At 67.3% G+C, this 13,878-nt stretch carries 9 protein-coding genes; 3 read left to right on the top strand and 6 right to left on the bottom strand.

Annotation, left to right across the window (positions count from 1 at the left end):
- Positions 1-105: 105 nt before the first annotated feature.
- A complete protein-coding gene (locus AB0J33_RS03090; protein ID WP_363609234.1) occupies positions 106-1,785 on the top strand; it encodes a DNA repair helicase XPB in 1,680 nt (559 codons plus the stop codon).
- A gap of 198 nt (positions 1,786-1,983) precedes the next feature.
- On the opposite strand, the gene AB0J33_RS03085 is transcribed toward AB0J33_RS03090, so the two are convergent.
- On the bottom strand, positions 1,984-2,556 hold the full coding sequence (locus tag AB0J33_RS03085) for a TetR/AcrR family transcriptional regulator (protein WP_363609232.1): 573 nt from the start codon (positions 2,554-2,556) through the stop codon (positions 1,984-1,986).
- A gap of 89 nt (positions 2,557-2,645) precedes the next feature.
- Between AB0J33_RS03085 and AB0J33_RS03080 the strand changes: the two genes are divergently transcribed.
- On the top strand, positions 2,646-3,017 hold the full coding sequence (locus tag AB0J33_RS03080; RefSeq protein WP_363609230.1) for a DUF4267 domain-containing protein: 372 nt from the start codon (positions 2,646-2,648) through the stop codon (positions 3,015-3,017).
- Positions 3,018-3,128: 111 nt separating this feature from the next.
- Here AB0J33_RS03080 and AB0J33_RS03075 read toward each other — a convergent pair whose 3' ends face one another.
- From AB0J33_RS03075 to AB0J33_RS03060, 4 genes are all read right to left on the bottom strand, one after another.
- Positions 3,129-3,851: a hypothetical protein gene (locus AB0J33_RS03075; protein ID WP_363609228.1), complete on the bottom strand. Its 723-nt coding sequence runs from the start codon at positions 3,849-3,851 to the stop codon at positions 3,129-3,131.
- Between the two features lie 277 nt (positions 3,852-4,128).
- The gene (locus AB0J33_RS03070; protein WP_363609226.1) at positions 4,129-9,060 is read right to left on the bottom strand and encodes a carbohydrate-binding protein; all 4,932 of its coding nucleotides are present in this window, start codon (positions 9,058-9,060) and stop codon (positions 4,129-4,131) included.
- A gap of 323 nt (positions 9,061-9,383) precedes the next feature.
- Positions 9,384-9,725: a type II toxin-antitoxin system HicB family antitoxin gene (locus AB0J33_RS03065; protein ID WP_363609224.1), complete on the bottom strand. Its 342-nt coding sequence runs from the start codon at positions 9,723-9,725 to the stop codon at positions 9,384-9,386.
- Between the two features lie 764 nt (positions 9,726-10,489).
- Positions 10,490-11,062, bottom strand: coding sequence for a hypothetical protein (locus AB0J33_RS03060; protein WP_363609222.1), 573 nt, complete (start codon positions 11,060-11,062; stop codon positions 10,490-10,492).
- Between the two features lie 183 nt (positions 11,063-11,245).
- Between AB0J33_RS03060 and AB0J33_RS03055 the strand changes: the two genes are divergently transcribed.
- Positions 11,246-12,322: a restriction endonuclease, SacI family gene (locus AB0J33_RS03055; protein WP_363609220.1), complete on the top strand. Its 1,077-nt coding sequence runs from the start codon at positions 11,246-11,248 to the stop codon at positions 12,320-12,322.
- A gap of 72 nt (positions 12,323-12,394) precedes the next feature.
- On the opposite strand, the gene AB0J33_RS03050 is transcribed toward AB0J33_RS03055, so the two are convergent.
- On the bottom strand, positions 12,395-13,546 hold the full coding sequence (locus AB0J33_RS03050) for a DNA cytosine methyltransferase (protein WP_363609218.1): 1,152 nt from the start codon (positions 13,544-13,546) through the stop codon (positions 12,395-12,397).
- Between the last annotated feature and the right edge of the window lie 332 nt (positions 13,547-13,878).

The following is a 13,878-nucleotide window of genomic DNA, read 5'->3' as shown; positions in this document are numbered from 1 at the left end:
GCATCTTTCTTCCGTCGTCCCACGTCGTGCAACACTGGATGGTCGGCCAGCAGCGGGTATGCGACCCGTTCCGGTCGGAAGGCCAACCGAGGAGAGGACGCTGGCGTGAGCGGTGGACCACTGATCGTGCAGTCGGACAAGACCCTGCTGCTGGAGATCGACCACCCCGACGCGCAGGCCTGCCGGATGGCGATCGCGCCGTTCGCGGAGTTGGAGCGCTCGCCGGAGCACGTGCACACGTACCGGCTGACCCCGCTGGGTCTGTGGAACGCCCGCGCGGCGGGGCACGACGCCGAGGGTGTGGTCGACTCGCTGATCAAGTACTCCCGCTACCCGGTGCCGCACGCGCTGCTGGTGGACGTGGCCGAGACGATGGACCGCTACGGCCGGCTGCAACTCGCCAACGACCCGGCGTACGGGCTGGTGCTGCGGGCACTGGACCGGCTGGTGCTGATCGAGGTGGCCAAGAGCAAGAAGCTCGCCGGGATGCTCGGCGACAAGATCGACGACGACACCATCCGGGTGCACCCGTCCGAGCGTGGCCGGCTCAAGCAGGCGCTGCTCAAGCTGGGTTGGCCGGCGGAGGACCTGGCCGGTTACGTCGATGGTGAGGCGCACCCGATCGAGCTGGCCGAGGCCGGCAAGGACGGCCGCAAGCCGTGGACGCTGCGTTCGTACCAGCGGGAGGCCGTCGAGGCGTTCTGGGCCGGCGGGTCGGGGGTGGTGGTGCTGCCCTGCGGCGCCGGCAAGACCCTGGTCGGCGCGGCGGCGATGGCCGAGGCGAAGGCGACCACGCTGATCCTGGTCACCAACACGGTCGCCGGTCGGCAGTGGAAGCGGGAGCTGATCGCCCGCACGTCGCTGACCGAGGAGGAGATCGGCGAATATTCGGGCGAGCGCAAGGAGATCCGCCCGGTCACCATCGCCACGTACCAGGTGCTCACCTCGCGGCGCGGCGGCGCGTTCACCCACCTGGACCTGTTCGGGGCCCGCGACTGGGGTCTGGTCGTCTACGACGAGGTGCACCTGCTGCCCGCGCCGATCTTCCGGTTCACCGCGGACCTCCAGGCCCGTCGCCGGTTGGGCCTCACCGCGACTCTGGTACGCGAGGACGGCCGCGAGGGTGACGTGTTCAGCCTGATCGGGCCGAAGCGGTACGACGCGCCGTGGAAGGACATCGAGTCGCAGGGTTGGATCGCCCCGGCCGAGTGCACCGAGGTTCGGGTGACGTTGACCGACGCGGAGCGGATGTCGTACGCGACGGCGGAGGCCGAGGAGCGTTACCGGATGGCGGCGACCGCCCGCACCAAGCTGCCGGTGGTCAGGGCGCTCGTCGACCGGCACCCGGACGACCAGGTGCTGGTGATCGGCGCGTACATCGATCAGCTGCACCAGCTCGGCGAATACCTGGACGCGCCGATCATCCAGGGTTCGACCACGAACAAGGAGCGGGAACGGCTCTTCGACGCGTTCCGCACCGGGGAGATCCGCACGCTGGTGATCTCGAAGGTCGGCAACTTCTCCATCGACCTGCCGGAGGCGGCGGTGGCGATCCAGGTGTCCGGGACGTTCGGCTCACGCCAGGAGGAGGCGCAGCGGCTGGGCCGGGTGTTGCGGCCGAAGGCCGACGGCCGGCAGGCGCACTTCTACACGGTGGTGTCCCGGGACACGATCGACACCGAGTACGCCGCGCACCGGCAGCGCTTCCTCGCCGAGCAGGGGTACGCGTACACGATCGTCGACGCCGACGACGTCCTCGGCCCGTCCCTGCCGTCCTTCGACTGACCCGCGCGCGGCCGTTGATCAACCGGCCAGACCGACCGGCCTTGATCGACTCGGTTTTCAGAAAGTCGGGGTGTCCGAGGCACTTCGACACCGCGTTTTGCTGAAAGCCGAGTCGATCAGGCGTCAGCGCTTGCGGGACCCCGCGAAAGAAGACCCCGCGCCCCGGACGGCCGCCGGGTCAAACCTGACCGACAGCGCTCAGCGCGAGAAGCGGTCGACCAGCACCGCCAGCCGCCGCTGATGGCCTTCCCGACGGAGGCGGCCGCTGCGCATGAGCGTGACCAGACCGTGCAGGCCACTCCAGAACGTCTCGGTGACGACCTCAAGGTCAGCGTCCCCGGCGAACGGGCGTACCGTCTCGGCCAGCTCGGCGAAGCCCCGGGCCAGGTCGGTCGGGACGTCCGAGCTGGCGAACGGCAGGTCCACGGCGAGGGTGAACATCGCGTCGTAGAGCGCGGGACGCTGTTCGGCGAACGCGACGTACGCCGCCGCGACGTCGGCGACCGCCTGCCGAGGGTCGGCAGCCGAGGCCCGGACGGACACCAACGCGGCGGCCAGTTCGGCGAAGCCCTCGACGGCGACCGCCGCCATGATGGCGTCCTTGCCCTTGAAGTGGCTGTAGAGGACCGGTTGGCTGTACTCGATCTCGGCGGCCAGCCGCCGGGTGGTCACCGCGTCCCAGCCTTCAGCGAGAGCTAACTCTCGGGCGGCGGCGACGATGGCGCGTTCCCGCTCCGCCCGCTCGCGCTCCCGGCGCATCTGAGTCGACATAACAGCAATACTAGCATCGCTAGCGTTCCTGTCGACGCTCTGCTAGCGTCGCTCCTGTATCTAGCAGCGCTAGGAAGTGGAGCAGACTCATGCTGGCACCCCTCGCCTACGGGCTCGCCGTCGTACTCAGCCTTTTCGTCGCCTTCATCGGCGCGCGGTTCCTGCTGGTGCCCCGGGCCGCGGCCGCCGGCTACGGCGTGCCGGCCCGAACGGACGGCGACCCCGCCTACCTGACGATCAAGGGCTTGCGCGATCTCAGCTACGGCCTGCTCGGCCTCGCCCTGATCGCCTTCACCACAACCGACGCGGTCGCGTGGTTCATGCTGGTCGTCGCGCTCGTACCCTTGGGCGACACGCTCGTCGTGCTCCGCAACGGCGGAACGAAGGCGGTCGCCTTCGGCATCCACTTCGCGACGGCCCTGGTGGTCCTCCTGAACGCCGCCCTGCTGTTCGCCCTGTGACCGCCGGGAGCGACTCGCCCTGGAAAGGTTGATCAAGAGGTTTGGGTCACGGTCGGGCCGATCGGTGACACAAACCTCTTGATCAACGCGCCAGCCGGGGTGGGGTGGGGGTCAGGGCGTGGGGGGTGGGCAGCGGTCGGGGAGGGTGACCTGGCCGGGACGGTGGTCGAAGGTGTCCAACGTGAACCACTCGTCCAGCTCCGGGTCGAAGAGGTTCTGTAGCCCGAACTGCAACACCTGCCGCCACCGGCTCGGGTCGTGCTGGTCGACGTAGATGTCGCCGAGCGCGATCGGAAACCGGAAGAACTCCCCCGGCACTGTGGAGCCGCCGACGACCCCGACCCGCCAGTGGTCGACGTGCCGGTCCTGCTCGCCTTGCAGGATCTCCGGCCCCACGTAACGGGCGGTCTTCAGCTTGTCGTTGAAGATCTGCCGGTTGAAGAACCCCGGGATCTTGCTGCACGCGCGGGGCGGGAACAGTGGGATGTTCGGCCACTTGTAGGTGAGCGTGTAGAGCGTGTTCTCGTAGATCAGGTTCGTGAACCAGATCGGGTGGTCCGGGCCGCCGGCGACCATCTGGCTGTTGCCGTCCCGGCCCTGCCAGCTGAACGGCACGTCGATGCCGAGGTCCCGCACGATGTACCGGCCGGTGCCCTGGAAGTCGGCGGGGAGCAGCGGTGGGCGCGGCTCGCGCGTGTCGGGGGCCGTGGCGCCGTCGGCCCGGGCCGCGCGGGGCAGCGGCGCCGCCGCCGGACCCGGCGCGACCACACCGAGGGCGAACAGACCGCCGGCCACCGCCGCCACCACAACCCGAGGTGTACGCCTCGAAGCCATCTGCCCTCCGCCACTGCTCCGACCGGGGCGGGCGCTCCCACCGCGCGCCTGCCTTCGGCGAAGCGTAGGAGCAGGAAAAACGTGAGAGCGGGCGGAAGGAACGGCCTCCACCGGACGGGTGACGCACCCGCGCGGCCCTGATCGACTCGACCTTCCAGAAGTCGCGGTATCCCGGCAAGTTGATGCCCCGGTTTCACGGAAACCGAGTCGATCAAGGGTGGAGAGCGCACCGGCCCGGGACCAGCAGCGGTCCCGGGCCGGCGTCACGCGAACCTGACTACTTGATCAGCTTCCAGGGGCCGTTCTTGTCACCCGGTTCCTGGCCGCGCGTCCACCACTTCGCCTCGTAGACGTGGCCCTTGAAGGTCACCCGATCGCCAGCGTTGTAGACCTTCGTGAGCGTCCAGGCGGCCGGGCTGTTGTCCGGCGGGGTGGGGGCGATCTCCTCCCAGGAGCCGTTGCGGTCGCCCGGCTTCTGGTTACGGGTGTACCACTGGGCCCGCCACTTCCGGCCGTCGTACATGACGAGGTCGCCGGAGTTGAAGACCCGCGACGCGGTCCAGATCGCCGTACCGTCCTCGGTCATGGCGATCTCCTGCCATGCGCCGTTGGGGTCGGCCCCCGGCTTCTGGTTCTTCGTGTACCAGGAGGCCCGGAAGACGCGGCCCTGATAGGTGACCCGGTCGCCGTCGTTGTAGACGGTCGACGAACTCCACTCCGCCGGCAGGTTCACCGTCAGGATGGCGGTGGTCTGCACCGGCGTGAGCAGGTCACTGCCCGGGTACGACGCGGTGAGCGTGTGCTGGCCGCCCGCGAGGCCGACCGGGAGGGTGAACGTCGCGGTCCCGTTGGTGACCGTGGCCGAGCCGCGAACGGTCGTACCCTCGCGCAGCTCCACCGCGCCGGTGACCGGCGTGCTGCCGGCCGCGACCCGCACGGTCACCGTCGCCGCGGTGCCCCAGGCGGTCGGGGCGGCGGTGACGGTCATCGTCGGGACCTGCTTGGCGGTGGCGAACACGGCCGGCTGGGCCACCGCCTCGCCACCGTCGGCGCTCTTCGCGGAGACGATCCAGCCGTACGAGCCGCCCGGCAGGAGCTTGCCCCAGGTGGTGGTGGCGACGCCGTTCGCGGTCACCTCGTCGGTGCCGATGGTGCCGGACGGCACGTACGCGGCCAGCGAGTCGGTGCTGAACGACGTCTTGCGGGTGGTGAGGTCCACCGGCAGGGTCAGGTTGTCCTCCGAGCCGTTGTAGCGCGGCTTGGGCTGGCTGCCGTCCTGGCGGATGTCGTACTCGGTCGCCCCGAAGTTCTTCAGGAACGGCGAGTACGTGTCGATGTGCATCTCGGCCCGGTCCACGTCGAACTGGAGCAGGCGCAGGAAGCTCGCGCCGAACTGCAACCGGTCGGTGGCCTTGTGGTCCGGGGTGCCGTCACCGTTGACGTCGATGGTGCCGTCGGCGGCGACCTGCTTGGGCCACAGCTCGGCGGCGGTGACCGTGTAGAACTGGTAGTCCGCGAGCAGCTCGACGACGTCGTGGCTGACGGTGACGCCGATCTTCGACTTCAGGTTGGTGCCGACGCCGTGCTCGTGCCCGGCGAGGACCAGGAAGACGTTCGGGTTGGTCTCGACGACCTGCTTGAAGAGCGGCGAGCCGTCCGGTGCGGAGAAGTCCGCGCCCCGACCGTCCGGGTTGGCCGAGGGCTTCAGGTAGTCGTGGGAGAGCAGGATCCCGTTGCGGTCCTTGTACCGCTTGAAGATCGAATCAGCCCACTTGGCCTCGGCCGGCGTGACGCCGTACGACAGGCCGACCGCCACGAAGTCCAGACCACCGGCGGAGAAGAGCAGGTAGTTGTTCTGGTTGTCCTTGCCCGGCGTGACCGAACCGTCGGCCTTGGTCGCCTCGTCCCACGCGTGGTACTCGGTGCCCTTCGGCCAGCCCTTCGCCGTGCCGTAGTACCGGTCGGCGCTGAAGGTGCGGCTGAACCGGGAGGTGGGGCCGGTCTCGGCGCCCAGCTGGTCGTCGTGGTTACCCGCGATGACCTGGTTGACGACACCGTTGTCGTCCAGGATCTTCTGAAAGCCGGACGCGGCGGCGAGTTCCTTCTCGACCTGCTCGTGCAGGCCGGGCCGCTTCAGCGAACCGTCCGGGTTCTTCGCCAGCGGGTCGTAGTAGTCGTTCTCGATGACGTCGCCGGTGTGCGCGGCGTACGCGATCTTGCGGCTGGCCGCGTTGTCGGCGATCCACTGCATCTGGTCGCGGTACGCGGCCGACCAGATCGCCTGCTCCTCGGCCGTCTCGACGTCCGTGGGCTCGGCGTTGCCGTCGAAGTCGTCGTACGTGCCGCCGGCGGCACCCTCGGTGATGTACTGGGTGTCGGTGAAGTGCGCCAACGAGAAGTCGTACGAAGCCGGGTCCTCGAAGCGATCCTTGTCGTTCTGCGCCGTCGAGTCGTGCGGAGACAGGTCGTCGGCGAACGGGTCCTCGCCGGTGACCAGCACGTGCACCACCCCGCCGTCGCGGTAGCCGGCCTCCACCGGCGCGGTCAGCACCGTCTCGTGCCCGGCCTGGCCACGCGAGGAGGTCAGCACGACCCATGTGTCGGTCGCCGGGTTCCAGGCGCGCAGCGCCACGATCCGGGCCGGGTCGATGGTCCCCGACCAGCGCAACGTCGGCTCCTGCGTGGTCGCCGCGAGCGGCAGGTCGTACCGCTGGAAGACCACCCCACGGTCGGACGGGGTGTCGATCGTCGCGCCGTCGAGCGGGCGCAGCGAGGCGACGTCCACGTTCCGGTCGTGCTGGACGTCGAGCGTGGTCGGCACGTCGGCCGCCGCACCCTGGTAACCGCCGGTCGGCAGGACCACGTCCGCCTTGGTGAAGGTGGCGGTCAGCCCGACCCCCTCGGCACCGGGGATCCGGGCGGACAGCTCGGCCGAGAGCGGGTCGGTGTCCTTGACAGTCGAGTTCAGCTCGGTCGGGACGTCCGGGATGCTCGCGCTGCTGAAGCGCACCTCGCGGGTGGCGGTGTTGCCGAGCGCGTCGGTCGCCGTCACCGCGATGGTGTGCTGCCCGGCCGGCAGGCCGTGGCCGATCTGGTCGCCCTGCTTGACGGCAGCGCCGTCGAGCGTGATGACCGGCGTGCCGACCACCCCGGAGGCGTCCTTGATCGTGACGTTGAGCGCGACGGTCGAGGTCAGCCGCTGCCCGGCCGCCGGGACGCTGTCCGCGATCTCCGGGGCGGTGTTGTCGGTGGTGAAGCGCCGCGTCGAGGTCTTGTCCCCGACGACCGCCTTGATGGTGTGGGCACCGTCCGCGATCGTCGTGGTGTCCACGTCGGCGCGCTTGCCCAGTGCCGGCAGCGTCGAGCCGTCCGCCGCGGTGACGTCGAACAGGACCATCTTGGTCAGCACCGAGTTGTAGCTGCTGCCGCAGGTGCCGTCACCGATGTACGTGGTCACCTGGGAGCCGGCGGGGTAGCTCGCCGAGCCGATGGTGACCGTCGTCTGTGCGGTCGACCGGGTCAGCTGGGTGGCTTTCGCGCCGGTCGGCAGGAGCTGGAAGTCGCGCAGGGTGAAGTCGTCGAAGTTGTCGCAACCGCCCGGCTTGGCGCTGCCGTGGTCGTTGCCCGCGACGAACTCCATAGCGTTGACGCCCGGCACCAGCCACTCGTTCGGGAAGGCGAGGTCGGCGGTCTCCTTCTCCCACATGCCGATCTCCAGCGGGATGCCGTTGATCAGCACCTTGTTGTCGTACCCGTTGTCGCTGCCGTTGCCGCCGACGAACACCTTCAGGTGTGCGTCGCCCCCGCTGCCGAGGGTGTCGACAGTGCGCGTCGTCGGGGCGTCCGCGATGGTGAAGTGGAACTCGGCGTCCTTGTTGGCGGCGCAGGTGCCGTCGCCCAGCGCCAGCGAGGCGGCGGTCGTCTCCGCCTTCGTCACGGTCGTGCCGCTGGTGGTGACGACGTACGTGGTGCCGGCCGTCACCGTGCCCGCCGTGCTCAGGGTGAGGCTCGTCGCCGCCCGGTTGAGCGTGAAGTCGTCGTGGTTGGCGCAGGTGGCCCCGTTGAGGGTGCCGTTGTAGTCACCGGTCCGGATCTCGACGACATTGTCGCCGAGGTGCAGGAACCGGTTGGGGAACGCCAGCTTCACGGCCTCCGCGCCGGTCGCGCCGTAGTCACCGCCGAGGTCGACCCGGTGGCCGTTGACCAGCGCATAGTTGTGGTAGCGCGCCTCGATCGAGTTGCCGGCCGCGACCGCGAGGCCGAGCGTGGCGGTGCCGGCGGCCAGCGCCTCCGCGTTCTCGGCGGGCTTGTCGTCGATGGCCAGGGACTCGACGTGCTGCGTGCCGCCACTGGGCAGCGCGGCGATCACCGGTCGGGTGCCGCGTACGCGGGCACCGTCACCGGGGGTGACCACCGCCGCGCCGGCCGGAGCGTTGTTGACGTCGACGGTCACCGACGTCTTCGCGCCCGACTGGGTGGTCGCGCTGACGGTGTGCGTACCGTTGGTGAGCTTTGTGGTGTCGAGGTCGGTGCGCAGGCCGGACGTGCTGCCCGGCGTGCCGGAGATGACGAAGGTCAGGTCCTGGTTGAGCAGCTTCGCCGAGCTGCCGCAGGTGCCGTCACCAAAGCTGTAGCTGAACAGGTTCTGCTCACCGTCGGCGACCACGCCGAGCAGGCTGAGGCTGATGCTGCTCAACGCGTAGTCGTCGTAGTTGGGGCAACGGCCACCCTCACCGTTGGGTAGCTCCTCGTAGCCGACGGCGGTCTTGGTGGTCGAGTCGACCCAGTTCGCGCCGGCGTGGACGGTGATGGTGTTCGCACCGTCTCGCAGCCAGTCGCCGGGAAAGTCGAGGGTGCCGACCTGCCCACCGGCGATGTCCGGCAGGTAGACCCGGTCCGCCTCGGCCGTGTGCTCGTTGACGGTGAGGTAGTTGCGGTAACGGGCCTCGGTGCCGTTGCCGCCCATCTCGAAGGCGAAGTGGGCGGTGCCGGCGGTCTTGTCGGCACCGACCATGTCGCCGTCGACCGAGAGGGTGGTCACCGAGTCGTTCTCGGTGACGGGCTCGACGACGACGGGGAGCTTGCCCTCGACGTTCTGCCCGTTGGTTAGGTTGATCAGTGGGGTGTTACCGCTGGTCGGGGTCGCCTGCGCGTCCGCGAGCGTGGGGTTGAGGGCAGTTGCCGGTCCGGCGATGAGGATGAGCGCCACCGCGGACAGGATTCCGCGTGTTCGCTTCCTACCCGCACGTGTCTCGTGCGTCATGGCGGGGTCTCTCCTTATTGGTGGGTCAAGGTGGACGCCACCGACGCGGAGAACCCGCCACGACACCGCAGAGCCGAGCGGTTGGGGTGTGCCAGCGCTCCGGTCCACAGGGCTGTGGCACGCCGGCGGGCGCGGCCGTTTGATGACCCTGCCGGCTCTGAGCGAACTCGCCAGCCAAGCCGGATGAGAGACGGGCGCTGTAGGGGTGAACAGTTAGTTGATCAATAGCGCCCTTCGAAGCACGGTCGTGTGATGAGCCGGGCGACCACTCAGGCGGCGCGGAGCTTACGTAGGACGTACTGGTTGAGACTCATCCCGTCCTCGGCAGCCTCGATGGCGAGCTCGCGGCGCACGCTCTCCCCGACACGGAGGTTGAACTTGCCGGAGTAGCTTCGCTCCGCGAACGGCTGCGGCACCGCCTCGCCCTGCTCCCGCATGTCCGCGATCACTTCACGCAGTCGGTCCTGGAGCCCTTGCAGCGCCTCGATTTGGGAAGGTGCCAGCCAGGAGAGGGACGGGAACTCGGCGCAGGTGACGACGAACTCGCGGTCCTGGACCGACCACGTGACGCGGTAGGCGTAGTGGGACACCTCAGGATGGGGACCGGTCATCACATGGCCTCCTTCTTGTCGATCGCCTTGAGCACTTGCCGTGCCTGGCACACTAAGCCGCCACCTGGCACCTGGTGGTATCTCGGACTGCCAGACGGTCCCAGCACGATCACGATGAACGGCAGATGCGACGGGTGAGCGCAACACCGTGTGATGCGCGGAGGTGCATTAGCTTGTCGCGCATCACTTGACGGACGACTGTTGCACATCAGCCGACGGAGGACAGCCGGACTGCCGGCGAAGTGGTTCAGATCTTCTGTACGTCTTCAAGGCGGCCCTGAACGGGCCGCACGCGCCGCCGCTTGGGCGCGCGTCCGTCGCTCCGCTGGCGCTCCGACTCCGGCCACGCAACACGCCGGCGGCTGACGCGGAAAGCGGAAGCCCAAAGGGCCGCCGCAGAACGACAGGGCGATTGATTGTGGATGCTGTGGGCCGGCAGCCGGCCGGGTCACGCGGCCACGAGCCCGCGCGGCGTAGGAGAGCGCACGCCGGCCGCGTCGGCGAACTGGCAGCGGTCGCGGGGTTGCGGCACTGCGCCTCCGGCGGGGGCGTTCCGGCTCCAGGATGGCCGGGGCACCGTCCGCGGGTCGCGATCCGTGGGTGGTTGCGGGGGCCATTCCGCCCGCCATCGACCCGGGGCAAGCCGAGCAGACCACCGCCCGACCCGCCAGCGTCCGAACGTGCGTCAAGGTCCGCTTGACGTGGCGGGCCGGGCGGCCGCCCGCTCCCCGATAGGACGGGTCGATGGCAGGCGGGATGGCAGGTCACTTCTGGCGGTTGGGGGGGAGGGGGTACTTCCACGTCCGCTTGTGACCGCTCGAAAGATCGAACCACTCCACGGTGATCGTGAAGTCGAGGGTAGCCATGGTCGGAACGGCTAGGAAGCCCAGCGCCTCGCCAGCGTCGATGTTGTGCCCATCAGTGGGTTTGATCAAATGAAGCGACTTGTGAGCATTGATTCGTACACTGTGTGCAGCTGCGTCTCCGACGTTCGTGAGCAGGTACTTATCGCCGTCCTGGTGTGTGAGAGACCAGCGAACGCGAGGTGCGGCGATGACCAGTCCAGCACCTTCTGGGCGAGAGGCAATCGTTTCCAGCGCCTCAACGACCCGACGTGTGTACTCCTCTGTCAGCCGGGCGGCCGACTCTGCCCGCTCGGCGGCGGCTGTGGCGTGTTCCGACTGAAGCTGCTGGCCCGTCCTCGTAACCTTCTCCTGGCGGATCATGACGACGGTCGTTGCAATGCCCACGGCCAGGGCGATAAAGACGCCAATGACCGTCGCTTGATCCGATACTTCCTGCCAGTCGATAGCTAGCGGCACGAGGTTCAGCAGCACCGGGCCACCGTAACGGGGATGCGCAAGGCACTGGATGCCCGAGCAGGGCCGAATCGTCCGCGCGGTCACCGGACAGCAGACAATCCTCATCTAGCCTGCCGGCTGCCCTGGCCGCGTGGGGGGCCACATAGGCCCGTTTGATCCTCTAAGTTGCTGGTTCAGACGACCTGGAGGACGAGCCAGTTGAAGATCGGGATCAGCATCAGCATTCCGTTGGCCGAGCAGCGGTTTGAGGAGGCCATGGCCATTGCGCAGTCGGACTTCCCAGTCCCAGAACAGTGGTCGACGTTGAGTCGCCAGGTGGGAGAGTCGACGAGGGGAGGTGACACCGTCGTCCTAGGGTGTGCGCTTCTCGCGAAGGCCTGCGATAGTCGTATCGATCCATTTGTGGTCAAGCTGGGCGAAACCGAGCGCGGCTACCACATGCGGGGAATCGCCGACCACGTTCTCGCCCCCGCTCGAGATCGATACGGCTTTGACCTTGGTTCCCAAAGCGCTAATCCGACCAACGGAAGCACCTGGTTGAAGCCGCGCACCCTCCACGATATTGTGACACGCGAAAAAGGGAGCTTCGAGTTCCTTCTATCAGTGCTCGCCTACGTTGACCGGCTCGACGAGCAGGAGGCTCTTCGAGCCTTCGCTGCCTGGCTCCGGGAACGATTCGCGGTCGCACTCAAAAACCAGCCTATCATCATCTCTGACACAGAGTCAGATCTGGCACAGATTGTTACTGCCGCTAAAAGCTTTGTTCTCGAGGACCCCGAGCGAGGCGGTAGAGGCCAAGCGCTTGCCGCAGCGGCTTTGAGTCTGATTTGGGCAGACGTCCGGACTGGAAAAATTAATGACCCTAGCAGGCATTGGCCGGGCGACGTGCATGTTTTTCAAGCGGCTGAGAAAAACCCCATGGTGGCTATTGAAGTGAAGCAGCGTGAGGTGACAGAAGACGAGGTTTGGGCATTCACGCGTCGTTGCGCAAATCAAGGCATCAAGAACGTGATGTATGTGGCTTTGAGTCCCGGTCAGCAGGATGGGGGCGGTCTAGATGCTAGCCGGGTTGCGCGAGAGTTGGATTGTGTATTCACGTGGATATATGGCGTGGAAGAGCTTATCTTTCATGCCTTTGCATGGAGCCCACGTGGAGTGAAGGTAAACATCAGGAACCTAGCTCGTGGGATGGTGATGCGAATGGTGGAAGTGGGGCTTCCCGTCTCCACTCAAAAACGCTGGGCTGAGCTAACCCGTTCCAGTTTCGTCGAGTAGTGACTTGCGCTGGGGCAGTTGAGAGGGGCTGCCCCAGCGCAAACAACCAGCCACGTGTGGTCCGCGATACTCCTACACAACAAGTTCCAACTGTTGATGGTTGTTCTCTTGGGAGCGGCCAAGGTGGCCGAGCTGCTCCATTAGTGCTTCTACCACAACTTTGCCTAGCTGAACCGGGACGGCGTTTCCAAGCTGACGTTGAATGTCGGCCCGGTTGCCATCGAACTTGAAGTCATCCGGGAATGTCATGAGTCGGAGCATTTCCGGCACTCGCAGGCGTCGGGCTCGTTTTTCTCCGTCAGCGTTTACGACATTCTCCCAATGGAAGGGTCCAACGTAAGGGCCCGGCTGGGCTTGAATGGTCGAAGCCGGCCGATCCGGGTCCAGCCGCAGGAGGAACGTCCAGTAGCGACTCCTCCACTTAAACACGTCGCGTCCACCGTATCGGTCGGTATGCCACAGGTAGTTCTGGCCTGGCGGCACCTCAGATGCCAGCTCCCCGTACTCGCCGTTAACGGCCTCACCGGGCTCAGGCGTGCCCGGCAGCAAGTCCCCGATCGCGTCCTGAGCGGTGACGAACGGCAGCTTGGTGGCATCGATTTTTCGGTCGCGCTCGCTCAACCCAGAGTGAGTGATAGGCGGGAACTGGAAAGCCTTACCATCTCGCCGGCCGACCACGAACACACGCCGCCGTAGCTGAGGAACGCCGTACTCCGCAGCAAGGAGTACCTTCGCGCGCGGGTTGTAGCCCAGATCCTCTAGCTGCTTCAGGAGGCGTGTGAACTGTGCGCGATGCGTCGAATAGGTGAGGCCTTGAACATTCTCAAGGATGAAGGCTTCAGGTCGCGTGTCGCGTACTACCCGCACGTACTCATCGAGGAGAGACGCGTTGGGATCGAGGCTCTCACGCTTCTCTTCGAGCCAGAATCCAGACTTGCTGAAGGGGGTACACGGAGGGCCACCGATCACCAGGGTCGGTTCTCCTGCGGACAGCCCCGCCATCTCGAGCAGCTCGTCCCCGCTCGTGTTGCGGATGTCCTTACAGAGCGTGGGCGTCTCGGGGAAGTTCATGGACAGAGTCCTGAGTGCCTGCGCCTCGTAGTCCGTGGCTACAGCAACGCGGAGGAGGCCGTCGGCGTCATCGGTGCGGCCACACGCCTCGACCGCCAGGTCAAGGCCACCGGCGCCCGAGAAAAGGCTGATGACTGGAAGACGTTCGCTCACCCTGGTCACTCCCTCGGCTCGACCCTCGCAAACTCTAGGCCGCGAGCTTCGCCTGCCGTCGGAGGCGGGCTCTTCGTTATTGGATTGATCACTGGAGGTGGCATGACGCAGAGGCCAAGGTCCAGCCAGGTTCGGGCGCGGGGGTGTTGACCCTTTGGCGCAGAGGCAGCACGGAGGCATCGAAACCGCCGGCAGTGGCTGACGATGCCCGGCGCTGGTCAGCATGATGACCACGCCCAGCAACACCGGACGATGACGGCTGACGAGTGGTGGTGCCCGGTGCCCGGCTCCCCCCGGCGGGGATCGCGGCTGGAGCCGGACGTACGCAGCAA

The organism is Micromonospora sp. NPDC049645, assembly GCF_040675155.1.
In the GTDB taxonomy this organism is placed as follows: domain Bacteria; phylum Actinomycetota; class Actinomycetes; order Mycobacteriales; family Micromonosporaceae; genus Micromonospora.
Note: the sequence above shows the minus strand (reverse complement) of the source record. Positions and strands in the feature narration are given on the sequence as shown.

What these genes read in the sequence shown, in the direction of transcription:
- AB0J33_RS03080 (WP_363609230.1), top strand. Translation starts at nt 2,646, where the DNA reads ATGCTGGCACCCCTCGCCTACGGGCTCGCCGTCGTACTCAGCCTTTTC.
- AB0J33_RS03085 (WP_363609232.1), bottom strand. Translation starts at nt 2,556, where the DNA reads ATGTCGACTCAGATGCGCCGGGAGCGCGAGCGGGCGGAGCGGGAACGC.
- AB0J33_RS03075 (WP_363609228.1), bottom strand. Translation starts at nt 3,851, where the DNA reads ATGGCTTCGAGGCGTACACCTCGGGTTGTGGTGGCGGCGGTGGCCGGC.
- AB0J33_RS03065 (WP_363609224.1), bottom strand. Translation starts at nt 9,725, where the DNA reads ATGACCGGTCCCCATCCTGAGGTGTCCCACTACGCCTACCGCGTCACG.